Origin of the sequence: Tolypothrix bouteillei VB521301, assembly GCF_000760695.4 — a bacterium.
GTDB lineage: Bacteria > Cyanobacteriota > Cyanobacteriia > Cyanobacteriales > Nostocaceae > Scytonema > Scytonema bouteillei_A.
In genome coordinates this window covers 7,752,571-7,778,542 of sequence record NZ_JHEG04000001.1, presented here as the reverse complement: position 1 = coordinate 7,778,542, position 25,972 = coordinate 7,752,571, and the positions used below count along the sequence as shown (strand labels likewise).

Sequence of the window (25,972 nt, the reverse complement as noted above, 5' to 3'; positions counted from 1 at the left end):
AAGACTTTTCCGGTCGAGCGACAGCTGAAATGACTGGGTAATTTATGTGATAGCAGTATCTAAAGGAAGCGAGATTTAGAGCTTCCTTCGCTTCTCTGAATTCAACCCGAGTCAATGGAGCTTCTGCCTTAAAAAAATGCGGCTGTTGGCAGAGGTGTGCCATTAATTTCGTAGTTGCCGATTGCGCGAGCTTTGAGGGAAGCAGGGTTGTGTGAGGACAAGGTGCGGGCATTGCGCCAGTGACGGTCGAAATTGTAAGCCTTTTTCGTTGTGGAAGCTCCACCCACTTCAAATAACAAAGTAGTTGAGCGCAGTGTCAGTTCATCAACAACCAATTTTGCCTTGCTTGCCCGCAGAGAAGCCTCAAGAGAAGCGGCTGATTCATCCTTGCCTTTGGCTCGTGCGGTAATGATGTCATCGAGACCGTCAGCGGCGCATAGGACGATCGCTTCGGCGGCAAAGGCATTAGCAGCAATTTGACCGACTGTCTGCTGTATGAGCGGGTCATCTGCTGCTCGCTCGGCTGTAGAATGGTAAAAAGTTCTGGGTCGTTTGTGGACGAGGTTAATTGCGTCGCGGAGAACATTGCGAATAATACCAGCGTTAATTGCAGTGAGGAACAACTGCGGGACGGTAGCATTGTAGGTTAGGAGACTGTTATCTGGGTCAGTATCAAACACCACTTCATCAGCCTCTACGCGTACATTTGTGAATACAGTTGTTCCAGTCCCCGTCAGCCTTTGTCCGAAGCCATCCCAGTCGTCTACAAGCTCAACCCCCTCTCGTTTGGTTGGTACAATGGCAGTTGCTGAAGTCCCATCAGGTACTAACAAACGCACAGCTACGAAGTCTGCATAAAGGCTGCCAGTGCTGTAATACTTCGCTCCATTCAAACGATAGCCACCGTCATCAGGTGTCAATTTTGTATTCACCACTGTGCCGCTCCCGGCTCGCTTGACTTCCAGTTCGCTCCCAGCAAATCCAAAAAATGCTCCATCAACGACTGCCTTTAACCACCGACGATTTCTTTCGCTGCGCTCGGAACGCAAAATCCGCTCGATGACAGTGAAGTGATTCCGCAGAATGTGAGCAACGTTTGGATCGGCGTCTCCCAATCGAATCGCGACCTCGAACAGATCCCGCACGGTACTACCACCACCTCCTTCAGCAATAGGGATTCGCAATGCACCCAGTCGCGAACGACGGAGCAGTTCGATAACGTCGAAAGGAAGGATGCGATCGCGATCCCGCTCGGCAGCCCCCAAAGCGATAAAATCGAAAAGCTGTTGGAGTTCCGGCGAGTTTGCCGTGACAGGAGCAGAGAACTCAACTGTGGTTTCTAGAACTTTTTGGGCAATCTTGTTCATTGTTGTTCTCTTTATCTATGGTTGCTGACAATTCAGATGAAAACGCGGGTGCGATCGTCTCAAGACAGGTGTTGATACAATCCTTTAACTTGGAGCAACAAGCAATTTATGAGTTTTGGATATTGGGAGCGTTAAAATATCTTCAGTAGTCGTATTTCGAGATCCTACTTTGAGTGATGCTGTCTTCACTGAGTAGGTAATTAAATGGCTAACTGAGCGATCGAACGATGAATTCTGACTGGAGGTACAGGTGGTAGAAGTTGATTGCTTACACTCCTCTATATTATACGATATTTTTGTAAAAACTACTGTAATTCTATCAATTTATAGTAATATATTATTGAATATCTAAAAAAAAGGTTTTCTTAAGAAAATTAAATTGTTAGATACCCCAAGCGATTAACAACGCTTTTACCTATCTTTACAAATACCTCACCAGTTCCTCACTTTTTATTTGTAGTCTTAAGAAGACTACAGATAATTGATATGGAATATAGGAAATAGACATATAGCAATCCTAAATCATTTGTAAAAAATTTGGATTGCTAATTGCTAATGGTCAATAGGCAATTAGCCATTAACAGTCTTCACTCTTATTCTTATATTTCATTTAGGACTGCTATATTGAACCGAGCAAAGCAATTGATTCTAATATATCTGGATGGAAAATAGATTGGAATTCATATAAACATTTTTTTGTCAATCTATAAGTTGTAGTTCATATAATTCGCGACTAAACATAAGGGAAAACTTTTATTATGGCAATGCAGCTAACTAACAAATTTAAATATTCAATACTAGCTTTATTAGCACTGACAAAAAATCATGGCAGCAGCGAACCATTGCAAACGCACGAGATAGAAGCACTACAAGGTTTAGGCAATCGCAATTTGGAATCACTGTTAACAACTTTAAAACGTGGTGGTTTAATCAAAAGCATACGTGGCTCGCAGGGCGGCTATTTTTTAGCGCGAGAACCTGAAGATATTACAATTTTGGATGTTTTTAATTGTATTGAAGAATCAAAAACTCTTGTACCACCAAAATCTACTTCATCTAAAACAATAGAGAAAATTTTGATACAAAATTTACGGGTTGAAATGTATCAAGCTGCTTTTTCGACTTTTCAGAAGTATACACTCTCAGACCTGTATCACCGACAAGAAATTCTGAGAAGAGTGCCCATGTACTATATTTAACGGCAACTAGTTTAGTTGCACTTGGAGATTGCCTCGTTAAAAGTATTATCCCATAAAGGTTGTACATCAACCTTTGATGGGATAACACTAGCTTTGTAAAAAGTGTCTGCAACCTTTTGCTGGGATGCGATCGCGCTTTTTGAGATAGGTAACAACTGAAAGCGGCGCTGTTGCAATCCTTCCTGGGCATCCTGGTAGACAATATTTTCATCAACATTAATGGCAGAAGCATAGTTTTTGGACCAAGCCCTAATATTGGAGTCGCGCCAAACTTGAGATTTTTTAATTCGACATAGAAAGTCGGAAATTGCTGCCTTCTTATTTGGATCGGCGATGGCACTGGGTGCTGCTATAATAACGAAGTTACCGCTTAAAATGTCTTTAGCTGACTTGAGAACCCTAGCACCATCTTTCTGAGCTTGTGGGATTGAGTAACCGTAAGTTGCCCAAGCATCAAGATCTCCCTTTCTAAAGGCAGAAAGCCCGTCGGGGATAGACAAAGGAATGGCATTGACATCCTTAATTGTCAAACCGACTTGTTCCAACATCCGAATTAGAAAATAATGAGCGGTTGTCGCTTTGACATAACCCACTTTTTTGCCTTTAAGATCGGCGATTGTCTTTGCCCTAGAGTTTTTTGGCACTAACACAACTTGACCTACAGTTGGTCCTTTGGTGGTTGCAATTATTTTTACTGACGCTTGGGAGTTCGCTGCAAAAATAGGTGGAATTTCACTGGCGGATGCAATATCAATAGCATTTGCGTTAATTGCTTGTACCATTAAATTTCCACCTGTAAACTCTGAGTACTTAACTTGATAGGGAAACTTATCTAGCCCAGCTAGTTTAAGCTGGAGATCCCAACCACCTTTGTACTTAGCAACACGCAGCGTTACATTTGCTAAATTAGCAGGCGCGGCATTTTGAGAATTGCTACGAGTACTAAATGCGATCGCCAACGTTACATAGCAACTGAGAGTTAACATTAACACTGCGCTCGAAAAGAGCCTTTGCTGGTAAGACACGTTTATTCTTCCTTAAAATATAGAGACAAGCTGATAAATTCTGCCCCTAAAGATTTGAGCAGTAGTGAGGATCTGTGGCAAACTTACGCAATTAAGTACCAAGCGGACACACCGCAGCAGAAATATCGACTCGTTGGGGAATAATCTTTTGCTCTAATAACCAATCAGCAGTTTTTTGAAGATTGGCTATATCTTCCGGAGTGGGAAAAGTGTATGATTCCGGACCTCGATTCTTAGTTGCTTGCTTGGCTACAGCCTTTGAGACTTTCAGTTCTTTGACCATAAAATCGGCTGCAGCTGTGGTGTTTTGATTCAACCACTCACCATCTTTACTTAAAGCAATCAGAGCAGCTTTGACAGCAGTTGGATTTTCACTAACGGCTCCGCTCCGCACAACCATAATGCCGTAGGTAGGAGCTGGATGCGTTGTAGTAATTCTTCTTGCGCTATGCTCTAGTTCTGCAATGGAAACATAGGGTTCCCACACAGCCCAAGCATCAACAGAGCTTTGGTAGAGAGCTGGTGCAGCATCATTAGGTGACAAGTAAACGCGCTGTACTTTTTCTTTAGGTATGTTCTCTTTTTCCAAAACTTTTAATAACAAATACTCACCCGCACCTCCTTGATTCACTGCTACTTTTTTACCAATCAAATCAGCAGGTTTGCGGATAGATGAATTTCCACGGACTAGGATGGCATTGCTTAAAGCATCGAGTTTGGGCCTCTGTACAGAGCCAATACAAAGCGGTTGTTTGGCAGCAATTCCAGAAATAGAAGGGATATCACCACAGCCACCAATGTCAGCCCGATTACCATTGAGAGATTGGAGAAGTGTAGCACATCGGTCAAATGGACCGCTCCATTCAACCTTGATATTTTGAGATCCTAACTCGCGTTCTAATTCTCCACGCTGACGCGCGATCGGGATAATGCCTCCTTTTTGATAGCCCAACCGAATCACGTTATTTTTTTCTTGAGTTTGAGTGCTAACGGGTTTGGTAGAAGAATTGGCCGAGCGATCGGCACCATTCACAGCCGTTTGGGTGCAACCAGATGCCATAAAGCTAATGCAAAAAATTGCAAATAACAAGCTGCTGTACCGAAAGCGGCTCTGTTGTAAAGGAATCATGACAATTCACTCCTCAATATCAATGAATAGGAGCTTAATTAGCTAAAGCACTTATATTAACGATCTGGGTGAGATAAAAGTTAATTACTATATCTCTACTGACAAACCGTATTTTACTAAACAAGACTTTTGCATAAATAAATAGAAAAATCAAGTTGAGTTTTGTTGAGTTTTTTGGATAAGCTAGGACTGAAACCCGAGCGCTTTGGTTTGAAGCTGTTACTAACCAACCTTTTGCAACAGATCTTAACTTAACGTGAGTTCGATGAAGCCAAAACGGACCTTACCTCAAAATTCTTTCCAAGGTTTATTTTGGCTGATTTTAACTGGTAAAGCGTGACAGTATGAATTCAAATCTACCGATTTTACAGATCTATGAAGATATTTGTAAAATTTTTAGTGATGTATCAAAGTTTCGCACGGCCCCTAAATTCACACTCGCTCCACACTCCCCTTAAAAAAGAGGATTTTGAGAATATTTCTCCCCTTTTTAAGGCTAGGTTTTACAAACCTCTGAAATAGTTTCCTCAAGGAAGTTGTAACCTCAAGTTTACCCTACCCTAACCCTCCACCCGTGAAAGGGGAAGTAGCTTAACTTCTTGTGACCCCTAATACATCAGGGTGATTAAGGGAGGTAAATCCGACTTTTGAACGGTATCCTTGATGAAGGGAAATGGAGGACTCAAACTTTGAAAACATATCCTAGGGGGCTCGTGCATAAAATCTGATATTTCGAGAGACATCTTCTGAGCAGCGTCTCACTCACAAATTGGAGAGTTTTTCATTGAAAGGTTTTTAACTCGTAACTGTCCCATCTGTCGTTTACTGTTCGCATTGCTTTCTGTACAAGTATTTAGCAATAAAATAGTTAATTAATAGAAAGACTAAGAAAAAAAATCCAGTAGTTTGATAAATCTCACTGATGTCGTTAGTCCCGCTAAATTCAATAGGCTCTGGAGCTACGGAAGCTTCAGAGTGATTGTATAGTTTTGTAACATTTTTATGTGTTTGAACATGATTTTGTACTGATACAATCATTGCTTCTTCTCCTAGTTGTTCCCGTATGTTCCTTTAAAGTTAGTGACAGGATATGAAAAAAGAGATCGGTGCTAACACGTAAATCCCAACAGATTCTTTTTTTCAGACATACTTGTTGAAAGAGTATATAAGCTGTAAGTCTTGAAAAAGCCAAAACTTAAGGCAAGAATCAATTATTACAGGTATAAAGGCAAGAAACAGATAAGTAACTTATTAGTCGGCTATATAGCGTTTCCTAAGTAACCTTGCGGTACACCTAAATCCGTGTACCGCAAGGTTACTAGTCTTGAATATGTACCTCACACCAAAGGGGGACCACTATATAAGCCCTGCTATTATATTAATACTCAGCGCCAAAATAATCGTGTTGAAAAAAAACGTTAATATACTGTGTACGAGAGTCAAACGTCTCATACTGCGCGAGCGTACAGGAACATCGGAAACCTGACAAGTCATGCCAATAACAAAGGAAAAATATAAAAAGTCCCAGTAATCTGGTTGTTCTTCGTCAGGAAAATCTAAACTGGTAATTGCTTGATTGCTAAGATTCGTACTATTTTCATGGCCGTAGTAGTACATATGCGCGTATCGCAAAGCAAAGGTAGTATGTATTAATACCCAGGAACTGATGACTGTTACTCCTGCCAATATAACGTGTAGAGTCTTGAAAAACTCTGACAACCCTTTCGTGTCTGCAAGCATATAAATAATAGCTAATAAGCTGCTACAAGCTGAACATATAACAAATGTCATCAAAGCCCATCGCTTTTGATACTGACGCTTAGCTAAAAGACGCATTCTTTCCGGAGTGGCTTGGAGTATCATTAAAAATATTAAAATGAGAAAACAAATTGCTCCTGAGTTCCAAGCTATTAGTATTGATGTTGCTGGTCGTAGAATAATTTTCAGTACAAGTATATAAACTAACAGGGCAACTGCAATGGAAATAATTAATTTGAGTCTATTATTTAAAAAACCAATTGCCTTTGCTCCAGACATATATTTCACAGCTATTGCCTCAATTTTATAAATTCACGATACATACTTTGCCTCAATCTCTAACTTATTACTAAGTGGGCTATCTTGCCTGGAACCATGTCGCAATTTAACAGACGATTGAACACATGAAAAGCGACCATCATGTTGGCTTCATTTATGAACAATCTTGAATTCACTTTAGTAGTAGGTATCTGCTCCATACTAGCTGGATTGTTAGGTTCTTTAAGTGGGTTGGGGGGAGGAGTCATTTTGGTACCAATGCTGACTTTAGGATTTGGCGTTGATATCCGCTATGCCATTGGAGCTTCTTTGGTTTCTGTCATTGCTACTTCTTCTGGAGCTGCGATCGCCTATGTTCGTCAAGGCTACACAAATATTCGCCTTGGAATGTTGTTAGAAATAGCAACCACTTTTGGAGCAGTTTTTGGCGCATCAGTTGCAGCGATCGCACCTACAAGAATTATTGCAATTGTATTTGGAGCCATGTTGCTAATTTCAAATTATCTTGCCAACCAACCTCACTTAAAGCACGCAATCAGTTTCCCCACAAATCCTCTAGCAACACGTTTGAAACTTAATGGTAGTTATCCCACACTAGATGGAGATGAAGCATATTGTGTTCAGAACGTTCTTGGAGGTTTTCTCCTCATGATAGTTGCAGGTATAACTTCTGGATTACTCGGCATTGGTTCTGGCGCACTTAAGGTGCTTGCAATGGATCGAGTGATGCAATTGCCGTTCAAAGTTTCTACTACAACTAGTAACTTCATGATTGGAGTGACTGCAGCAGCTAGTGCTGGAATTTACTTTAGTAGGGGATATATCGATCCTGAATTATGTATGCCTGTTGTCTTGGGGGTTTTGCTAGGAGCCTGGTACGGAGCCAGATTATTAGTAAAACTCAACACAAAAATGCTTCATGCAATCTTTAGCATACTCATTCTAACAATTGGCGTTCAGATGATTTACAAAGGATTTACGGGAGATCTTTAGTATGGCTCAATTTACAAAGTATTTACGCCGTTCCTCCTCCAAAAAAATACTCTCACAGCAATTATATTCTAACTGGACAGATTCACAAATTGAAATTAAGGTTAGCAACCTTTTATTTGTAGGAGTTACTTTAGCAGCAACAATCATCATAATAGGAGGAGTAATTTACTTAGTTCTTAATGGTACTGGCATACCTAAAGACCACATTTTCTATGGAGAACCAGCTGATTTACGCCAGTTTCCAGGAATTTTACACGATGTTTTAGTATTGCGAGGACAAGGAATTATTCAACTGGGCATTCTATTGCTGATTTTCACTCCCGTAATACGAGTGGGCTTTTCGGTCTTTGCATTCTGGAAACAAAAAGATTCACTTTATACAGCGATCTCTCTCATTGTACTTATAGTTTTAATTCATAGTTTGCTTTTAACAAAGTAAATTAAAAAATCTCTAACTTTTTTCTAAGTTATCAATCTTCACTCCACAACACTAAAAAAGCAAAGATACTTAAAGAGAAAGATAAAGCACACCGTAGGAGCGCAAGATCTTGCTACCCTACGTTACATAATTAGCCATTTAATCAGTGAAAGGAGTTTTCTAACTATGGTTTTTACAAAACAAATATCGAAACTAATTATTACTAGTAGCTTGTTCCTATCCTGTAGCCTAGCATTAGGTCCACGTTTGACTATAGCAGCAGAAGTTCCAGTACAAGCTACTTCCTTTGCAAAGGCTCCATATAGTAAATTATTTACTACTGGCTCAGTTTATGCTGTTAAAGACAAAGATTTTACCAGTGGCGATTCATCTGTTGGTGTCTTTACTCTTTGGAGTAAAAACCCTATCAACAATGACATACAAGTTACTATCAATTATGCCTTACACGATAAATACATTGCAAATCCAAGTGCTTATTTAACTGGAATAACGCTTATGGATAATAATCAGCCCTTGCTAACCATCAATCAACTTGTGAAAGCAGATAGCGCTCACACAAAAATCACCAGACCTGGGTATTACGAATCCTTTGATGCTCTTTGGGCTGATAATTTTTGGGATAACCCTTTTTGGGGCGATGAAGATCCTGTTTATATACCTCCATCAACTGCTAGTGGGGGATTCAGTCAGTTTGATATTTCTCAACTCTCGAATGACATCGCTCAATTACCAAACCACAATCTTCAGATGCGATTGATGTTTAACAATGGAGAAATACAAACATGGCATTTAGGCAAACGTACAGTAGAAGCGTTAAAAGATCTAGTGGCAATTGATTAAAAGCTTGCAGGGGTGTATCTATAGTACCCCTGCAACGCGATCTCTTAGCTCTTTTTTTAGGAAAAGAGACTACTTAATAGCAACCGTCATGTTGTATCTAGTCCATTGCGATGACGGGTTATCGATAACAAGCTTGTAGTTCTCTGACATTGGCAAATGTCCGTAATAAATATTGCTACCAGTTTTGCTTCCGTTACTTAATAGAGTTCCATCAAGCCCATACACTGTTAGAGTATCTCGAGAGGGAGTCGAGTTGACATTCACTGACATAAACTGTCCCGCTCTAGCTCTTAATATATATGTACGTTGACCGCAGGCAGGCATACTAGATTGAATAAATGTTGAGGTAGTTCCTGGAGCAAACTCAATTTGTTGCGGGGGAAGTTCATTAGCACCAGCCGCACCCGTTGGAATCGTTGTTGCTCCAACAATTTCCAAACCAAAAATTCCAGCAGCGATCGCGCCTTTTAGTATCTGTTTCATAGCATTCTCCTTTAAAGTTTGAAATGATTGGGTTAGATTTGCTCAGCTAATACTTGCATCAAATCTTATGAAGTTGTACTTAAAATTTAAATGTTGAAAGTCAAGAATGAGGAAAGATAAGATAAGCCCATTCTATTTAATTTTTGAACTATAGCAATCCTAAATGTTAGGTGAGAAAATACGTAGCAATTGTTTCTGCTCTTGATGTCAAATTTCATTCAGCCTTTGCAAATATAATTCGCAGCTATACAGGCAAAACCTGGCCAAACACGGGATATCTCATCCACAATCCTATTGCTTAAAAGGCTGATGCATAGGAGGATTTTGGCGATCGTATCCAAAGTTCAAATGGGTAGGCAATGCTAGCCCGGTCAAGGCTAGTATTGCCTGCTCCAGAGTATTTACAGCGCTTTGCATCTGAATGAGGTACACCCTTTCATCCCCCCTTACCAAGCTACGGTGGTGTACGAAGTCTTACAGAGTGCATTCATTGCGGTTTCGATCCCCCCTAACCCCCCGATACATTGGGGGGAACTTCATTCCAATTCTCTCTTTTGACGATGTTTCATCTCTTTTCTAGAAATCTGTACACCATCGTAACCTTACTAGGGGGAGACAGAGGGGGTAATTTTTGTACCTCACCAAGTTGAAATCCGCTGTAAATCTTAAACTTCTAAGTTGTCCTTAACTTTTCCCATAACTTGCTCATCTTAACCCCATTTCTTTCAGGTATGAACAAAACTAGAGATAACGAAAAATGACAGCTAACAACTCAAAGGAGGAGATATGAAACAGCAAGATAAACAAAACCTTCTTTATCCTCAATTTCGCTATCATGGTAAATTCACACCGCAAGCTCTAGTATTTAACGCCAATTTACAAGAATTTACAACAAAAGTTAGTTATATTTCCAATTTAGAGACTGCTGGAAAAATATCTTCTCAAGAAGCGTACCAACAAATTAAAAATCTTTGGAAACAGTTAGAGTTTAGCTATTCAACACTGGAAATTGGTAAAGATAACATTTCATGAATCTTGGAAATTTACCATTTGCTTACTACGCAATTATTGAACTGAAAAATCAATAATTTCACAAGAATGCATTTACGTGTAAAACTCCAATAACATAATTTATCGAATGAATAGCAATCTTAACCTTATTTTTCTATTTCTGTCATGTTTGAGTCTTATCTGCATCGGGTTTTGGTATAGAAATTACCAAAGTTTAATACGATTTCAGCACATAAAGACCTTAGAACAAATTTGGGAACTGACAGAAGAACAACAAATGCCCGCATCAACACACTTCGAGCAAATCGAAGCTTTAGAAGAAATTTGGCAGTTACCAGCCAAACGTGAGTCATAGTATCAGTTATCGAAATCTGCGCGTTAATTTTACTGTTGACTTAGCGATCTTATCTAGTGTGTAGATAATAACATGACTTGCTTGCATATTGCAGAAATTGACTTATTGTAAGATGGGCATTCTTCGCGCCCGTTCATTGAAAAATTCAGTCATCAATTTCCGAGGTTGAAAATGAAAATTATTAGAAATATAGGATCGCTTACATATACTTTAATTATTATTCTAGGAACTAGTTTAATACTAGTTCCTACAGGCAAAGCAGTTCAATTAGATGACGGAACTGTTTATTTTAATGAACCTCCTAGCTTGGGAAAAGTGGAAACCAGTGATAATACGGTTAATAGCAAAGATGCAACTTATTTCTTTAATGTTAATATACCTGACATCGCTGACGAACCATTAAAGAAAATCAATCTTACTCAGAAAAAAGGAGAAGTTAACATTCAATTTAATCTAAAAAACGTTGTAGCTTTCCAAAATGACAATCATCAACAACGTTTATCACTCGAACAAGTCACTTATGATAAAAAGACACAAACAATTTCTATTATTTTTGCGTCTCCAGTAAATCCTGGCTCAAGTGTAACAATTGGCGTGCAACCTTTGCAAAATCCTTCTGAAAGCGGAACCTATTTATTTGGTATTGAAGCGTTTCCTCAAGGAAATAAAGCCCACGGACAGTTTTTAGGTTTTGGTCGATTAGAGTTTTTTAGTCGCTAGCCAAATTAGTAATCGGTGACCGTTTTCCTATGTTACAAAAAACTTTTCCATCTCCTGAAACGCTTCAACGTTTCTCTTGTGGTTTGTCCGACGTTGCGGTTACTCTTGGTACTTTAGTTTTATTGGGTGTTATTGCTTATATAAGTCAAGGAACGTTTGTACCTTTTGTACCGCCTAATACAGTCCCGAGCATCAGTCTCGATCCACACTACTTGCCTTATTATGCCGGACGTTCAACGTTACGGATGTTTATTGCCTTGTTCTGTTCGACGATATTTGCTTTAGTCTACGGTTATGTTGCGGCTCGCAACCGCTATGCCGAACGCATCATGGTACCGTTACTGGATATTTTACAATCTGTTCCAGTATTGGGATTTCTTTCTGTTACGGTAACAGGGTTTATTGCTTTGTTTCCCGGTAGTCTTTTAGGTTTAGAGGCTGCATGTATTTTTGCTATCTTCACAAGTCAAGCATGGAACATGACGTTCTCGTTTTACCAGTCTTTAAAAATGGTTCCTCACGAGCTAGATGAGGCTGCTACTCTCTATCAATTTACAGGTTGGCAACGGTTTACTCAACTGGAGTTACCAAATGCTACCATCGCTCTGCTTTGGAATGCGATGATGAGCTTTGGGGGTGGCTGGTTTTTTGTTGCTGTTAGCGAAAATATCAGCGTACTGAATCAAAAATATACGTTACCTGGGATTGGCTCTTATGTAGCAGCAGCAGTGGCTGCTAAGGATTTATCCGCTTTGGGTTGGGCGCTCCTAACTATTATTGTGGTCATTGTGTTGGTCGATCGCTTGTTCTGGAGTCCTCTAAATGCTTGGGCACAGAAGTTTCGATTGGAACAAAGTGTGACAACTACTGGTACTGAGTCTTGGCTGCTGGATCTACTCAAAGCTGCTCGATTGTTGCGTCTGATGCGTCAGATTTTTGCTCCCATAGGAGAAATTTTTAACCGCTTTATGTCTTTTCTGACACCGCCTAGATCGTTTCAACCCCGCGAGACGACTGGGCAACAGTGGAGCGATCGCATCTACAATTTAATATTACTGCTACTGGTTGGAGCTTTATTAGTTGCTGGAGTACATTTTATTCTTGCAACCGTTGGGCTAAGCGAAGTCTTTAAGACCTTTTTACTCGGACTCTTAACTCTTGGAAGAGTATTAATAGTCCTAGTTATAGGAACGTTAATTTGGACACCTGTTGGTGTCGCTATTGGCTTTAACCCCAAATTAGCAAATTTATTGCAACCAGTCGTCCAGTTTTTGGCATCTTTTCCTGCAAACTTTATCTTTCCCTTTGCTACGCTTTTCTTCATTCGCGCCAATATTAGCTTGGATTGGGGGAGCATTTTATTAATGTCCCTGGGAGCACAATGGTATATCTTATTTAATGCGATCGCAGGAGCAATGAGCGTCCCAACAGATTTGAGAGAAATGGCATCAGATGTGGGATTACGCAATGGGTTACTGTGGCGTAAATTAATCCTTCCCAGTATTTTTTCTGCATGGATCACAGGTGGTATTACAGCTGTAGGGGGTGCTTGGAATGCCAGCATTGTTTCTGAAGTTGTTTCTTGGGGACAAACAACTCTCACCGCCCGTGGATTGGGCGCATATATTGCCCAAGCAACAACCGTGGGAGATTGGTCTCGCATCACTTTGGGAGTTGGGATGATGAGTTTGTACGTTATTGGGATGAATCAACTGGTTTGGAGACGCTTGTACCAACTTGCAGAAAACAAATATCATCTTTAAAGGAGATAGAAAAATGGCGATCGCACAACAAATAGATAGCATTCTGATTGCCGTCGAACAAGTCAGTAAAACTTTTTCTCTCCCAGAAAGCAAAAGTGAGTTTACAGTTCTTCGCAACATTAACTTAACAATTAAAGCAGGTGAAGTCGTCGCATTATTAGGGCGAAGTGGTAGTGGAAAAAGCACCTTATTACGTATCATGGCTGGTTTAATTCCACCAAGCGAAGGGTGCGTATTCAGTAGTGGTAAACCTTTGCGTGGTTCCAATCAAGAAGTCGCAATGGTTTTTCAAAGTTTTGCCCTGCTACCTTGGCTAACAGTATTAGAAAATGTAGAAGTGGGGCTTCAAGCACGAGGTGTAAGTCGGAAAGAACGTCAAGAACGTTCCTTTCAAGCAATAAATTTAGTCGGTTTAGACGGCTTTGAAAATGCTTATCCAAAAGAGTTATCTGGAGGAATGAAACAAAGAGTAGGGTTTGCCAGAGCTTTTGTCATAGAGCCAAAAGTCTTATTTATGGACGAACCCTTTAGCGCTCTTGATGTATTAACCGCAGAAAACCTACGCGGAGAAATCGATGATTTATGGAATGCAAATCTATTTCCATCTAAAAGTATCTTGATTGTGACCCATAATATCGAAGAAGCTGTACAGTTAGCCGATAGAGTCATTATTCTAGGAGCCAAACCAGGTCATATTCGAGGTGAAGTTACTATCAATTTACCCAGACCGCACCAGCGCACCCATCCCCGCTTTAAAGCACTAGTAGACTATATATATACTGTCATGACTAATCCAGATGTTGAAGTCACTGGAGAAGTCGATACAACAAACTCTATATTCAAAAATCAAACACGTTCTCCTTATGCACAACCGTTACCCCATGCAAGAGTTGGTGGTATCAGTGGTTTAGTAGAACTCATATTAGAACAGCCACACGGACGAGATGACATATCACGCCTAGCAGAACGATTGCAACTCAACGTTGATGACTTACTACCAATTTTAGACGCAGCAGAATTACTAGGTTTTGCCGAAGTTGTTCAAGGAGACATCCAACTCACAGAAATTGGACGAGACTTTGCCACAGCAACAATTCTCTGGAGCAAAGAACTGTTTCAGCAACAAGCGATCGCAAACGTACCAATGATTGTCAGTATAGTAAAGACACTGCAAGAAAAACAGAATAAGACAATGTCAGCCGATTTCTTCTTAGATTTTCTAGATGAATACTATCCGCGTGAAGAAACCGAGCGACAATTTGCGACTGCAGTTGATTGGGGACGTTATGCAAAACTCTTCGAGTATGATGCACGAGAAGAATTACTGTATTTACCTGACGCAAGTTAAGTTATCTCCGCCTCAACCTCCCCGCACCCCCAACCTCCCCTCGTTCCGGTGGCTCCGCCTGGGAATGCTTTAGTAGAGGCTCCGCCTCTACACATCCAAGGTAATATAAGTAGGTGGGCAAGAAAAAATATAGCTATTATACATTTCAAATATTTACATTTTCTTGACATTAATTACCTATATTTAAATTAGCCAATGAGATAAGTAAGAATTAGCTTAAAAAGGTTTAAGAATAGTTTTTAATTCATAAATTTTCAATCTTTTGTAAGCTTTTATCATTTTTACGACTCATTGTTAATCATAGTAAAAACTGTGGAGTACAAAGATGAAAAATTTTAAACAAATTATGCAAAGACTAAAAAGATTGAGTCTAACAGCTTTAGCGACAACCTCTTTAGCAATTATTCCTGTTGCAACTTGGAACAAATCAGTCATGGCTGAACAACCTCACAATTTTAGCGTTGTTCCTGGAGTAGCGAATAATGCACTTAATGGCAATTGGAGGTTATTTTGGCGCTTTGACGGAGTCCCTCAAAATGCTTGGCTTCATATGAATGGCAACTATGGCACCATGACAGTTAATGCTGTTCTTCCCAATGGAAGGCGAATCATTGCTCGAGAATCTATGACTCTTACCCCAAATGGAAATGGGTTTATCTTGTCTGGTAGCCAACCTGTTTATCCAGGAACTTGGACTCCTAATTATAATTACAACCCTGATTCGTTTCAGATTCAGGAAAATTATAATGGCTCATTAAATGTCCAAGATTGTAGTAGTGGGGCTTGCGTTCCAGTCACTATGATCCACCAGTATTATTAATGTCTTATCAAGAAAGGCAGACGGCAAAAGATATATAGTTCGTGAAGAACTTTCTACCTTTTGTCTCTGTACTTTTGCCTTTGTTCACAACTCACACCCTAAAATAACCATGACGATTATTTCTGATAACCTATTAATGAAACCAAGTGAAGGCTCTGCTTCCTGGGTACTTGGGGACTTGTACACCTTTAAAGCTAAGGGCGAAGATACAGGTAAAGCTTATGCACTCATTGAGATTGTCATGCAACCTAACAATGGAGTTCCACCACACGTTCACACCCATGAAAATGAAGCTTTTTACATTCAAGAAGGTGAAATGGAATTCCAACTAGGAGAACAAACAATTGTAGCTACACCCGGAACTTTCCTCCATACTGCTAAAGGACAGCCCCATAGTTTCCGCAACATAAGTACAAAACCTGCTAAGTTCTTGTGTTGGTTAACACCAGCTGGATTGGAAGAATTCTTTATGGAAGTGGGTGTTCCTGTATCGGGGCAAAATCTTACACCCCCAGCTGTAACTCCCGCAGACGTTAAGAAATTAATGCTAACGGCTCCTAAATACGGTTTGGAAATTATTTCTCCATCCTCTGCAATTTAGACTTATCCCTCGTTCCCAGGCTCCGCCTGGGAATGCCTTACTAGAGGTTCCGCCTCCATCTAAGTTAAGGCAGTTCTGATGCAAAAATTTCACTGCTAAGTATAAAAAAGGTAAAGTAGTTCATATCTTGCACCAAAGTATTAATACTAGATTTTTGTATTTTTAATAAACATATATTTTTATCAATAACACGAAAAATTAGAATTTATAGCCTGCGTAGGCAGGCTTCATTTGTATAGCCTCACCCTTATAGGGTGTAGGTGCAAGATATCAGATAGGGCGAGCATTGTTAGCCCAGTCCGGTCAACTGCATTAAAGTCGAGGCGGAGCCTCGATCTATGCATTCCCAAACTGAGCCTGGATACGAGAATAACTGGTTACCGATCGCTAGTTATTTATTACTGGTCCTCGATTGCTAATTTTTAAATTTATGCTAAAAAGCTTTATCTTGCCTGGTATAAGCTAGAAAATAGGTAAAAAATAAATAAAGAAGTTAGTAATAAACAGGAATAAACACAAATGTATTACCGAATGTTAATGGATGCAACACTCTTACAACTGACCAATGACAAATGACATCAAGCACCCCCAATCTAATCAACAAAAATTCTTAATAATTGACGACCACGAGACAATCTTGGAGGGTACGGTTCCTGCTCTAAAGCAAAACTACCCGATGGCTCAAATTATTACAGCACAGGATGTGCAAACTGCTCAAACTCAGATAGAATATTATCATCCCACACTAGTCGTAATTGATTTAAGTTTACCAGAAAAGCCTTGCGGGTCTGCCACCCCGGAAGTAGGAATGGAATTTCTTAAACGCTTAATTGAGAGTCAGTTAGCTCCCAATATTCTGGTGCTCAGTACTAACATTAAACCTCTCATACAGCTAAAGCCGATGATTAATGCTTACGAAGGTGGCTTTGCTGCAATGGATAAGTCTCTACCCATCCGGGAGATGCTGCGATTGCTTGATTTTGCTCTCCGAGGTTCTATCTACTTACCTCCTGAGTTACGTTCTCGTTCTGAATTTGACCGCAGGTGGCTGAGAGTTTTGACGTTGAAGTTTCAGGAGGGACTAACCGATAAGGCGATCGCCAAGCAGATGCAGGTCAGCGAACGCACTGTTCGGAATTACTGGATCAGGCTCCAAGATGCGCTGGGTGTTTACGACGATCCAGATAAAGAACTCCGGATTCAAATTGAAATTGCAGCGAGAAAGTTAGGATTAATCAGTTAGTCAAAAATAGGATAAATTGATTCTAATTCCCCCTTTTTTAAGGGGGGTTAGGGGGGATCAAACCCACAAGAATACACTTGAAAAAACTTGTATCTACACGTACTTTTTTAAGGAAAGTTGAAGAAATTTAATAGTATAATGAGAGTTTGCCGAGCTTTAACTAACTAAGTAACCCCTTATTTTATCTTGATGACCGCGTAAGATATTCAAAGCTTGCATCTCTATTTGCCGTACTCGTTCTCGACTAATACCCATACGCTGACCAATTTCTGCTAAAGAAAATTCATGACCGTCTGTAAAACCAAAGCGCAAACAGATGACTTCTCTTTGTTGAGAAGATAAATTTGACAATAAGCTGTGAAGATCTTGCTGGAGAGATTTTTCTACAGCATAGTTAAAGGGAGAATGAGCTTCATCCTCTAAAATTTCTTGTAATTCTGTGTCTCGTTCCGGTCCTACTCGTAACTCTAGGGAAATAGGTCTGCGAGAAAATTGCATAACATCCCGAATTTGGCTTGGAGTTAAAGAAAGGGCTTTGGCAATTTCTACAGTTGTAGGAACTCGACCTAGCGTTTGAGATAATTCTCGTTGAACTTTCTTCATTTTGTTCAGCTTTTCAACAACGTGAACTGGTAATCGGATTGTACGTCCCTGTTGTGCGATCGCTCGTGTAATTCCCTGACGAATCCACCAATAAACATAGGTAGAAAGCTTGTAACCTTTAGTGAAGTCAAATTTTTCAATTCCTCGCTCTAGCCCTAAAGTACCTTCTTGAATTAAATCCAGCAACTCCATATTGCGTCTTTGATATCTCTTTGCGATCGCAACCACTAGTCGGAGATTAGCCTGAATCATTTTCTGCTTGGCTTTGTGTCCTTTATGAAGCACGTCAAGCACTATTTTTGGCTGTAGGTTCATTTCAGCAGCCCATTCTTCCAATGTAGGTTCATTTTCTAATTTAACAGCCAGCTTTTCCTTAACATCTAAAAAGTTCATCATTAACTGAATTTCTGTAGATAAAGAAATTTCTTGCTCTTGAGTCAATAGAGGTACGCGTCCAATTTCCTGAAGATAATAACGTATAAGATCTTCACCATAAATTGTTTTACTTTGACTTACAAAAGCTGTATTCGATGTTGTTGAATTAATCATTTCCTGAATCTCCCAAAGACAGTTAAAGTTTTGTTTGTTCTTTTATTTCTTCGATTATTGGATAATTTTTAATAAATAACCTAAAAACAATACCAATCCAAAAAACAAAAAAATAATAAGAAAAGAATCTAGAGCTAAAAATCCTATCAGCATATAGCAATCTTATTTCCAATATATACGTAGGGTATCCACCAAAAACTCACTCATCAAATGTTCACCTGGTTGAATAGTAGGTTCCATTGAGAAGGTACATAACGTGTTTCAACAATAAAGGTACGAATTATCAAAGCGGTAATAAAGTTAAAAATAACGGTTTTAGCAGAGTTATCCCAAAAGTTTTCTGACTGGATTTGGTTTATGTGTTGCTTGTTAAATACAGACATAAGTTTCAAACCTAAAGAACATTAAATATATTTAAACTAAGGTGTTGTTGTAGCAGTAGTTGCTTGAGGGACAAAGAGATTTCCAGCTGCATTATTTGGATAAACACAAGAAATTTGAGGCGAATTTTCTAATTTACCCGTGTAAGCAAAAGTATTTAAACTGTTTTTACAAGTGCTGATTTGTTGAGATGTTACCAAGTTTTTTTGTTGCAGAATTGACCAATCACTTGTACGCAAAACACATCCAGGTTGCATTCGCGGTTGAGAAACATACACCCTAAAGGGGTTCAGGGTAACAAAGATTCGAGCATCCGTAACAATAGCACTTGCTCCATACTGCACGCAGACATCAGCATCTGGCGCAGAACTGTCAATATAGGTGCTACTAGCGACATTATCTGGGCTGGAATTAGCAACAGTACTTACACTCACACCAATGAGAATTCCCACTACCAAAGCGGTTCCAATAATTGCTGCGATCGTGGTGTTAGTACGAAAAGAAAAAGACTTATTGCTGGATATTTGAGTTCGCTGTACCATAACTAAAATTTTGTCATTTGTCACTGATTACTGGTCACTGTCACTGTCACTGTCATTGTTATTTGTTGTAGGTAACACCCCCGGTTGCAAATTTACATTCAGCGTTTTTCCTTGGCGCTGAATTTGTAATTGTAAGTTTTTACCTATAGAAGTACTATCTACAATTTGTTGCAACTCATTTGAGCTATCAACAGCTTGATTGTTTGCCTTCTCAATAACATCACCTGCGCGGATTCCCCCACGAGCAGCAGGCGAAGAAGGTATCACTTTGACAACCAGCACCCCTTGAGATTCATCAACACTAATTGGAGAGTTGGGATCGCTGTTTAGTTCTTGTTTCACTTCAGGTGTAAGCGTTAACATTTGAATACCCAAATAAGGATGCTCAACTTTCCCTTTAGTGATGATTTGATTGGCGATCGTCTTAGCGACATTAATGGGAATTGCAAAACCCAAACCTTGAGTATCTTTAAGAATTGCAGTATTCATTCCAATGACTTGACCGGAGGAGTTTAACAACGGTCCACCAGAATTACCCGGATTAATAGCAGCATCAGTTTGGATATAGTTAACTCGTTCATCTGGCATTCCTACCTGAGAACTAGAACGACCTGTAGCACTGACGATACCTTGAGTGACGGTATTATCTAAACCGAGGGGATTTCCGATCGCTATCACCCATTGTCCTGGTTTGAGGCGCTCGGAATCACCCAATAACACTACTGGCAAATTATTAGCCGAAATTTTAACTACAGCAACATCTGTTACGGGATCGCTACCCATAACTTTACCTTTAAAAGTACGTCCATCTTTAAGGGTAACGGTTACTGTTTTCACTCCTTTTACGACATGAGCATTCGTTAGAATTTCACCATTAGGATTAATAATGAAGCCCGAACCAATTCCGTGGACAGTCTCATTTGATGGCACTTTAGGAATTTCAGAGCCAAAAAATTGCCGGAATAATGGATCGTTAAAAACACTAGCCTGAGGGTTTTTTACCGTTTGAGTAGAATCAATTCTAACAACAGCAGGTCCAGTCTGATTCACGACTGAGGTGATAAAGTTCAAACTATCAAGTGTAGAAGAATTAACAGGTGATTGAGTTGCATTAACTGGTTGATTGGAAGCTAGTGGTTGAGGTAGCAAAAAATGATTTGCTTGGTAGCGCATAGTAAGAACTGTCATTCCTGCGCCAACTAGCACGCATCCTAAATAAGTAATTGGTTTTTTCCATGCTCTATAAGATGGTTTGTCAGATTGTAATTTTGGATCTAATGTAAATTTATCAATTTCCTGAGAATTATTTCTGGTATCTTGGTTTAAATTATTCATGATTTTCAACTGGTTTATGCTTGTAGTCTGACTGTAGAAAGAAAAAGTTAAGAACTTGGGAAGATTTTCTTGAAAGGCAAATACGTCTGATTGGGACTGTCGCGATGGTGGTGGTGAGCACGATCCGCTTAGCCCTGTCATCGGGTAGGGCTGTTTGATTTTTTAGAGAAAAACTCTCAAACGCTTATACAAGAACCGCCTTACCATTCGTTCCTGAGATCCATCCTTGGGCTTCAACCACTGGCGACGATTTAGCAGAATTATTAAATCTGTTGTCAGTAGCTGTATCTTTTGGAGCGAGAGCATTCTCCTGTTGCGTTGAGATTGTTGCACGCAAGTGGTTACCGTGTTACAAGTATAAGTAAGTTTGCACGATCGCGTTTGTATTGGGAGATTGGATACCAAGCGGATTGTGATACCTATTTACCAGAACCCTTTAATGTTTTGTGATAAGTTATAGCTTTTCTATGCTATCTTGCCTGGACTTAATTCTAGTTTTAAGCCCATAATAACTATGTCACTCAATCATCTCGTAAATATATGGCTTTTATCAGACGCAGGTGGTTTCAAATATTCCTCAGTGGGCTGGTTCTGCTGTATCTTGTTGAAAAAGCTGTTATCACGACCAATAACCCCAACTTTATACCGAGTGTTATCTTACTAGGTTCATTCCTCGTTCCTGTTACTTTTGTAACTTATTTATATGAAAATTTACCTGATTGGGAAGACTTATTACCCCCAATGGCAATCTGTTTTCTTTGGGGTGGAGTTGCAGGCACGGTTATTGCAGGAAATTTAGAGTACGATGTCTTCAAAGCGTTGGGTTTTTTACCCATGCTTGGTGTTGGACTGATTGAAGAAAGTGCTAAACTAATTTTTCCTTTAATGTATTACTTACAAGGGCGTCATCGTTCTTTAACAGCAGGAATACTTCTAGGGACTGCTTCCGGGATGGGTTTTGCTGCACTTGAGACAATGGGCTACAGTTTCGTATCCCTTTTGGAATCAAAAGGAAATTTGGTCGTTCTTGATGGAGTTTTGCTTGCTCGTGGATTATTCTCTCCCGCCGGACACGCGGCTTGGACTGGGCTTGTATGTGCTGTTATGTGGAGACAGAGAAATCAAGTAGGGCACAATACATTATTGAATTGGCAAGTGGTAAAGGCTTTTTTAACAGCAGTATTACTTCATGCTTTATGGGATATCTTTAACAGTACAGGACGGGATACGTCTATTGAATTTATTATTTTAGAAATATTAAGTTTATCAGTTGCGTATACAAGTATAAGCTTGTTGAACAAGCAAGTCCGTGAAGCACAATTACCCTTTCAGTAACCAGTAACTCGTGCTAATCTTCTTCCAAAAGTAGTATATTAATATTTAATCTAACAGAGCCAAGATCATGGATTTGCCCGTAGGACAACGAAGTAGAGGTGTTGTACTTAGTCCTAAAGGACAAGCAAAGTTAGAGAACCGGATACGTCAGCTAGAAATCGAACGTTATCCAGTTCAAGAGTTCGTTCGTCGGTCTCAGCTTGAAGGTCAGGGTTTGCATCCCGCCACAATTAGGAAAATTTTGCGCGGACAGGGAGTCGATCGAGATTCAATAGCCTTAGTATTTAAGGCAGTGGGCTTGCAAATGGAGCCAGAAGACTACACTGGTGCAAAACAGAGTTTAAACGTAAGGACAACAACTCAAGAAATATCACCACAAGAACAATCGTCCCCCCCTCACCCCCTCACCCCTTCACCTCTTCACTCCACTCCCCATACCCTCACAGACTGGGGTGAAGCTGTCGATGTCTCCTTCTTCTGCGGTCGCGTGGAGGAACTGGCTGTACTCGAGCAATGGATTCTTCAAGAACATTGTCGGTTGGTAGCGTTACTTGGAAGCGGTGGAATTGGCAAAACGACACTGGTGACTAAGTTAGCCGAGCAGATCCAAGATCGATTTGAATTTGCGATCTGGCGGAGTCTGCGTCATGCACCTCCCTTCACAAATCTTTTAGACGATTTGCTGAAATTTTTATCCCCCCAACACGCGGTTCAACTACCAGAAACCAAAGCCGGGAAGCTTTCCAAATTGATGGAACTTCTCCGGGAACATCGCTGCTTGATTGTGTTGGACAATTTAGAAACATTAATGCAGAGTGGGGTGTATGCAGGAACGTTCCAAACAGATTGTGAAGGTTATGATGAATTGCTTCGCAATATAGGTGAAGTTCCACACCAAAGCTGTTTATTGTTAACTAGCCGAGAAAAGCCCAATGCAATCGCCATGCAAGCAGGAGAAGCTCTTCCTGTGAGAACGTTGCAACTTGCGGGGCTGAAAGCGGAAGCTCGAGAATTACTGAGTATTAAAGGGCTTTCTGTATCCCAACAAGAAAGCGAGCAATTGATTTCACGGTACAGTGGAAATCCTCTAGCCCTTAAAATTGTTGCTACAACTATTCAAGAATTGTTTGGTGGTGATGTTAGTGCTTTTCTAGAAGCAGGTATTTCTAGCTTCAACAGCATTCGCCTACTGCTAGATCGACAATTTGAACGCTTAACACATACAGAAAAAGGTGTAATTTACTGGCTCGCTATTAATCGTGAAGGGGTTTCGCTTGTGGAACTCGAAGATGATATTTACCCTAAGTTACTCAAGCATCAACTTCTAGAAGCTTTAGAATCCTTACTCAGACGCTCTCTTCTCGAGCAAAGCTTTCAAAAGAAGACAATGCAACCCGTCATTATGGAGTATGTCACTGAGCGGTTAGTTGAACAGATTAGTCAGGAAATAGGGGACTGGGGAAATGGAGTAGACCGGGGAACAGATTCTACCTTATCTCCTTATATCCCTGTTCCCCCTACTCCCCTCATTCACACTCACGCTCTCCTGAAAGCGGCTGCAAAAGATTATATTAAAGACGCACAAATTAAATTAATTGTCAATCCTATAATTGCCGAACTGCTGCGTAAATTAGGAACTAGAAAAGCCATTGAAGTGCAGTTGATTCAAATGCTTTCCTATCAGCGCCAACAAGCACCGAAGGAATCGGGATATTTAGGTGGAAACGTTTTCAACTTGCTTTCTCAACTCAAAACGGATTTAAGAGGCTTTGATTTTTCTGAATTACCGATTTGGCAAGCTAACCTTCAAGGACTCACTTTGCATCAAGTGAATTTAGCCCGTGCCGAACTTAGTAAATCTATTTTCACACAAATTTTTGGTAACGTATTAGCGATCGCATTCAACTCAAACGGTGAAATTCTAGCAACTGGTGATGATAAAGGCGATATTTATTTATGGCGAGCAACAGACGGTCAGTTGCTATTAACTTTAAAGGGGCATACAAGTCAGATAATCTCCATTGATTTTCATCCTGAGAGCCCCATTCTTGTCAGTAGAGGTCAAGACCAAATCGTTAAGTTTTGGGATGTGAATAAGGGGCAAGTTATACGAACATTGCAACGGTATACTAGCCAAGTTTTAAGCGTTCTTTTAACACATCAATGTCAAATTCTTATCAGTCAAGCAAGAGATAACACAGTCAGCCTTTGGGATGTAGAAACAGGGGAATGCTTGACAAGTTTGCAAGATAATATGAGCCCCATTCATTGCGTTGCTATAAGTTCCGATAGTCATATTTTGGCAACAGCAAGCAATGAAGAACCTATTAGGTTGTGGGATACAAAAACAGGGGAATGTTTTCTTACCTTATACGAGCATACCGAAAGAGCCCAATGTATGGCGTTTGCTCCATCCTCCAACCAGGGAACGGGAGAAATTTTAGTTATTGGCAGTGCAAGCGGTTCTGTAAAATTGTGGGATATCAAAACAGGGGAATCGATCGGAACATTACAAGGGCATAGCAGTCAAGTTCTGTGTCTGAAATTTAGCCCAGATGCATTAGTTGTTGCCAGTGGAAGTGCCGATCGCACAATTAGGCTGTGGGATACTGCTACAGGGCAGTGTATCGCAGTTTTACAAGGACACACCAATTGGGTACGAACCCTAGAGTTTAATCCTGATGGTTCAGTTCTTGCTAGTGGAGGCGACGACCGAACGGTCAAGCTATGGGATACGGAAAGCAACCAATGCCTTAAAACATTACAAGGATATACCAACCAGATACCTTCAGTATGCTTTGGTTTTTCCTTAAACAGGAGCGAACAAGCAGAGGTCGTTCTTGCCAGTGGGAGTAATGACCATTTGGTAAGATTGTGGGATAGCGAAACCGGGCAATGCTTAAAAGTGTTGCAAGGGCATACAAACCAAGTTTCCGCCATTGCATTTCACGAAACTCGAGAAGCAAGGAGCATTTTAGCAAGTGGTAGCACCGATCGAACAATCAAGTTATGGGATGTAGAAACGGGACAATGTTTCAAGACTTTAGAGGAACACACAGAAAAAGTTTTCTCAGTCGCCTTTAGTCACCTCAATAAGAGCAACTCGGGGGGAATATTAGCCAGTGGTAGTGCGGATTGTACTGTGCGACTGTGGAATATCGAAACAGGACAGTGCTTGAGAGTCTTGCAAGAACACGAAGGAAACGTTTTTTCAGTCTGTTTTAGCCCAGATGGTCAAGCGATCGCCAGTAGCAGCGCAGATCAAACCGTGAAATTTTGGACAATCAATACCGGACAGTGCTTTCAAACCTTACAAGGACACACCAACTGGGTTTTGTGTATTGCTTTTAGTCCGATCCCCTCCTCTCCGCCCTTAATAAGAGGTGTTGGAGGCATTCTTGCTAGTGGAAGTGCAGACCAAACCGTGAGATTGTGGGATGTAGAGACAGGGCAGTGTCTTAAAATTTTACAAGGACATAATAATCATATTTTATCAGTTAGTTTCAGCCCTGACGGGCAAACCCTTGCCAGTGCCAGTGCAGATCGAACCGTAAAACTTTGGGCAGTCAATACCGGACAATGCCTCAAGACTTTAAGAGGACACACAAGCCAGGTGTTATCCATCGGCTTTAATCCTCAAGGTAACATCCTTGCAAGCAGTAGTGCAGATGAAACTATCAAATTATGGGATATTAATACTGGAGACTGCCTCAAAACAATAAGAGCCGATAGACCCTATGAAGGAACCAACATTACAGGTGTAACTGGTTTATCAGAAGCACAACGAGCAACACTCAAAGCATTGGGAGCATTTGAGTAGCTGATATCAAGTTGCATTCATACATCCGACTCTC

At 40.3% G+C, this 25,972-nt stretch carries 27 protein-coding genes; 15 read left to right on the top strand and 12 right to left on the bottom strand.

Features of this window, described 5'->3' with window-relative positions:
* Positions 1 to 128: 128 nt before the first annotated feature.
* Positions 129 to 1,367 (bottom strand): acyl-CoA dehydrogenase family protein, encoded by a 1,239-nt coding sequence (locus HC643_RS31845; protein WP_038074350.1) that lies wholly within the window; start codon positions 1,365 to 1,367, stop codon positions 129 to 131.
* A 17-nt stretch (positions 1,368 to 1,384) separates the two neighbouring features.
* Here HC643_RS31845 and HC643_RS42240 point away from each other — a divergent pair, with 17 nt between their 5' ends.
* Together HC643_RS42240 and HC643_RS31840 are read left to right on the top strand one after the other, a co-directional pair.
* Positions 1,385 to 1,516 carry a hypothetical protein gene (locus tag HC643_RS42240; protein ID WP_272899976.1) on the top strand — a complete coding sequence of 44 codons (132 nt, stop codon included), beginning with the start codon at positions 1,385 to 1,387 and terminating at the stop codon, positions 1,514 to 1,516.
* Between the two features lie 609 nt (positions 1,517 to 2,125).
* The gene (locus tag HC643_RS31840) at positions 2,126 to 2,566 is read left to right on the top strand and encodes an RrF2 family transcriptional regulator (protein WP_237265985.1); all 441 of its coding nucleotides are present in this window, start codon (positions 2,126 to 2,128) and stop codon (positions 2,564 to 2,566) included.
* Positions 2,567 to 2,577: 11 nt separating this feature from the next.
* On the opposite strand, the gene HC643_RS31835 is transcribed toward HC643_RS31840, so the two are convergent.
* The 5 genes from HC643_RS31835 to HC643_RS31815 form a co-directional block, all read right to left on the bottom strand.
* Positions 2,578 to 3,591 (bottom strand): ABC transporter substrate-binding protein, encoded by a 1,014-nt coding sequence (locus HC643_RS31835; protein WP_237265984.1) that lies wholly within the window; start codon positions 3,589 to 3,591, stop codon positions 2,578 to 2,580.
* Positions 3,592 to 3,682: 91 nt separating this feature from the next.
* Positions 3,683 to 4,720 (bottom strand): aliphatic sulfonate ABC transporter substrate-binding protein, encoded by a 1,038-nt coding sequence (locus HC643_RS31830; protein ID WP_038074354.1) that lies wholly within the window; start codon positions 4,718 to 4,720, stop codon positions 3,683 to 3,685.
* A gap of 822 nt (positions 4,721 to 5,542) precedes the next feature.
* A complete protein-coding gene (locus tag HC643_RS31825) occupies positions 5,543 to 5,758 on the bottom strand; it encodes a hypothetical protein (RefSeq protein WP_050046626.1) in 216 nt (71 codons plus the stop codon).
* Positions 5,759 to 5,860: 102 nt separating this feature from the next.
* Complete coding sequence (locus HC643_RS42685) at positions 5,861 to 5,959, bottom strand: hypothetical protein (RefSeq protein ID WP_137986623.1); 99 nt, start codon at positions 5,957 to 5,959, stop codon at positions 5,861 to 5,863.
* Positions 5,960 to 6,076: 117 nt separating this feature from the next.
* A complete protein-coding gene (locus HC643_RS31815; RefSeq protein ID WP_063779563.1) occupies positions 6,077 to 6,757 on the bottom strand; it encodes a DUF1345 domain-containing protein in 681 nt (226 codons plus the stop codon).
* Between the two features lie 156 nt (positions 6,758 to 6,913).
* Here HC643_RS31815 and HC643_RS31810 point away from each other — a divergent pair, with 156 nt between their 5' ends.
* The 3 genes from HC643_RS31810 to HC643_RS31800 all read left to right on the top strand — a co-directional run bounded on the left by HC643_RS31810 (position 6,914) and on the right by HC643_RS31800 (position 9,029).
* Positions 6,914 to 7,750, top strand: coding sequence for a sulfite exporter TauE/SafE family protein (locus HC643_RS31810; protein WP_050046899.1), 837 nt, complete (start codon positions 6,914 to 6,916; stop codon positions 7,748 to 7,750).
* 1 nt (position 7,751) lies between these two features.
* Positions 7,752 to 8,189, top strand: a complete 438-nt coding sequence (locus HC643_RS31805) for a DUF1634 domain-containing protein (RefSeq protein WP_050046627.1) — start codon at positions 7,752 to 7,754, stop codon at positions 8,187 to 8,189.
* A gap of 165 nt (positions 8,190 to 8,354) precedes the next feature.
* Positions 8,355 to 9,029, top strand: a complete 675-nt coding sequence (locus tag HC643_RS31800; RefSeq protein WP_050046628.1) for a hypothetical protein — start codon at positions 8,355 to 8,357, stop codon at positions 9,027 to 9,029.
* Positions 9,030 to 9,098: 69 nt separating this feature from the next.
* Here the strand turns inward: HC643_RS31800 and HC643_RS31795 are convergent, their stop codons facing one another.
* The gene (locus HC643_RS31795) at positions 9,099 to 9,512 is read right to left on the bottom strand and encodes a hypothetical protein (protein ID WP_038074361.1); all 414 of its coding nucleotides are present in this window, start codon (positions 9,510 to 9,512) and stop codon (positions 9,099 to 9,101) included.
* Positions 9,513 to 10,298: 786 nt separating this feature from the next.
* Between HC643_RS31795 and HC643_RS31790 the strand changes: the two genes are divergently transcribed.
* From HC643_RS31790 to HC643_RS31755, 8 genes are all read left to right on the top strand, one after another.
* Positions 10,299 to 10,544 (top strand): DUF7219 family protein, encoded by a 246-nt coding sequence (locus tag HC643_RS31790; protein ID WP_038074363.1) that lies wholly within the window; start codon positions 10,299 to 10,301, stop codon positions 10,542 to 10,544.
* Between the two features lie 106 nt (positions 10,545 to 10,650).
* The gene (locus HC643_RS31785; protein ID WP_038074366.1) at positions 10,651 to 10,878 is read left to right on the top strand and encodes a hypothetical protein; all 228 of its coding nucleotides are present in this window, start codon (positions 10,651 to 10,653) and stop codon (positions 10,876 to 10,878) included.
* A gap of 171 nt (positions 10,879 to 11,049) precedes the next feature.
* Positions 11,050 to 11,598, top strand: coding sequence for a DUF2808 domain-containing protein (locus tag HC643_RS31780; RefSeq protein WP_038074368.1), 549 nt, complete (start codon positions 11,050 to 11,052; stop codon positions 11,596 to 11,598).
* A 29-nt stretch (positions 11,599 to 11,627) separates the two neighbouring features.
* The gene (locus tag HC643_RS31775) at positions 11,628 to 13,361 is read left to right on the top strand and encodes an ABC transporter permease (RefSeq protein WP_038074370.1); all 1,734 of its coding nucleotides are present in this window, start codon (positions 11,628 to 11,630) and stop codon (positions 13,359 to 13,361) included.
* Complete coding sequence (locus HC643_RS31770; RefSeq protein ID WP_237265983.1) at positions 13,336 to 14,709, top strand: ABC transporter ATP-binding protein; 1,374 nt, start codon at positions 13,336 to 13,338, stop codon at positions 14,707 to 14,709. Before HC643_RS31775 ends, HC643_RS31770 begins: the two co-directional genes overlap by 26 nt.
* 325 nt (positions 14,710 to 15,034) lie before the next feature.
* On the top strand, positions 15,035 to 15,529 hold the full coding sequence (locus HC643_RS31765; RefSeq protein ID WP_038074372.1) for a hypothetical protein: 495 nt from the start codon (positions 15,035 to 15,037) through the stop codon (positions 15,527 to 15,529).
* A 109-nt stretch (positions 15,530 to 15,638) separates the two neighbouring features.
* Positions 15,639 to 16,130 carry a quercetin 2,3-dioxygenase gene (locus HC643_RS31760; RefSeq protein WP_038074374.1) on the top strand — a complete coding sequence of 164 codons (492 nt, stop codon included), beginning with the start codon at positions 15,639 to 15,641 and terminating at the stop codon, positions 16,128 to 16,130.
* Between the two features lie 565 nt (positions 16,131 to 16,695).
* Positions 16,696 to 17,373, top strand: a complete 678-nt coding sequence (locus HC643_RS31755; protein WP_038074376.1) for a DNA-binding response regulator — start codon at positions 16,696 to 16,698, stop codon at positions 17,371 to 17,373.
* Between the two features lie 156 nt (positions 17,374 to 17,529).
* Here the strand turns inward: HC643_RS31755 and HC643_RS31750 are convergent, their stop codons facing one another.
* From HC643_RS31750 to HC643_RS41710, 5 genes are all read right to left on the bottom strand, one after another.
* Positions 17,530 to 18,525: an RNA polymerase sigma factor, RpoD/SigA family gene (locus HC643_RS31750; protein WP_038074378.1), complete on the bottom strand. Its 996-nt coding sequence runs from the start codon at positions 18,523 to 18,525 to the stop codon at positions 17,530 to 17,532.
* 206 nt (positions 18,526 to 18,731) lie between these two features.
* Positions 18,732 to 18,908, bottom strand: coding sequence for a hypothetical protein (locus HC643_RS31745; protein ID WP_153021428.1), 177 nt, complete (start codon positions 18,906 to 18,908; stop codon positions 18,732 to 18,734).
* A gap of 36 nt (positions 18,909 to 18,944) precedes the next feature.
* Positions 18,945 to 19,472: a DUF3172 domain-containing protein gene (locus HC643_RS31740; protein WP_336604394.1), complete on the bottom strand. Its 528-nt coding sequence runs from the start codon at positions 19,470 to 19,472 to the stop codon at positions 18,945 to 18,947.
* Positions 19,473 to 19,475: 3 nt separating this feature from the next.
* Positions 19,476 to 20,783, bottom strand: a complete 1,308-nt coding sequence (locus HC643_RS31735; protein ID WP_038074382.1) for an HhoA/HhoB/HtrA family serine endopeptidase — start codon at positions 20,781 to 20,783, stop codon at positions 19,476 to 19,478.
* 184 nt (positions 20,784 to 20,967) lie between these two features.
* Positions 20,968 to 21,120: a hypothetical protein gene (locus tag HC643_RS41710; RefSeq protein WP_237265982.1), complete on the bottom strand. Its 153-nt coding sequence runs from the start codon at positions 21,118 to 21,120 to the stop codon at positions 20,968 to 20,970.
* 203 nt (positions 21,121 to 21,323) lie between these two features.
* Between HC643_RS41710 and HC643_RS31730 the strand changes: the two genes are divergently transcribed.
* The gene (locus tag HC643_RS31730; RefSeq protein ID WP_038074385.1) at positions 21,324 to 22,118 is read left to right on the top strand and encodes a PrsW family intramembrane metalloprotease; all 795 of its coding nucleotides are present in this window, start codon (positions 21,324 to 21,326) and stop codon (positions 22,116 to 22,118) included.
* Between the two features lie 67 nt (positions 22,119 to 22,185).
* Complete coding sequence (locus tag HC643_RS31725) at positions 22,186 to 25,938, top strand: WD40 domain-containing protein (RefSeq protein WP_038074387.1); 3,753 nt, start codon at positions 22,186 to 22,188, stop codon at positions 25,936 to 25,938.
* The last annotated feature ends 34 nt before the right edge of the window (positions 25,939 to 25,972 follow it).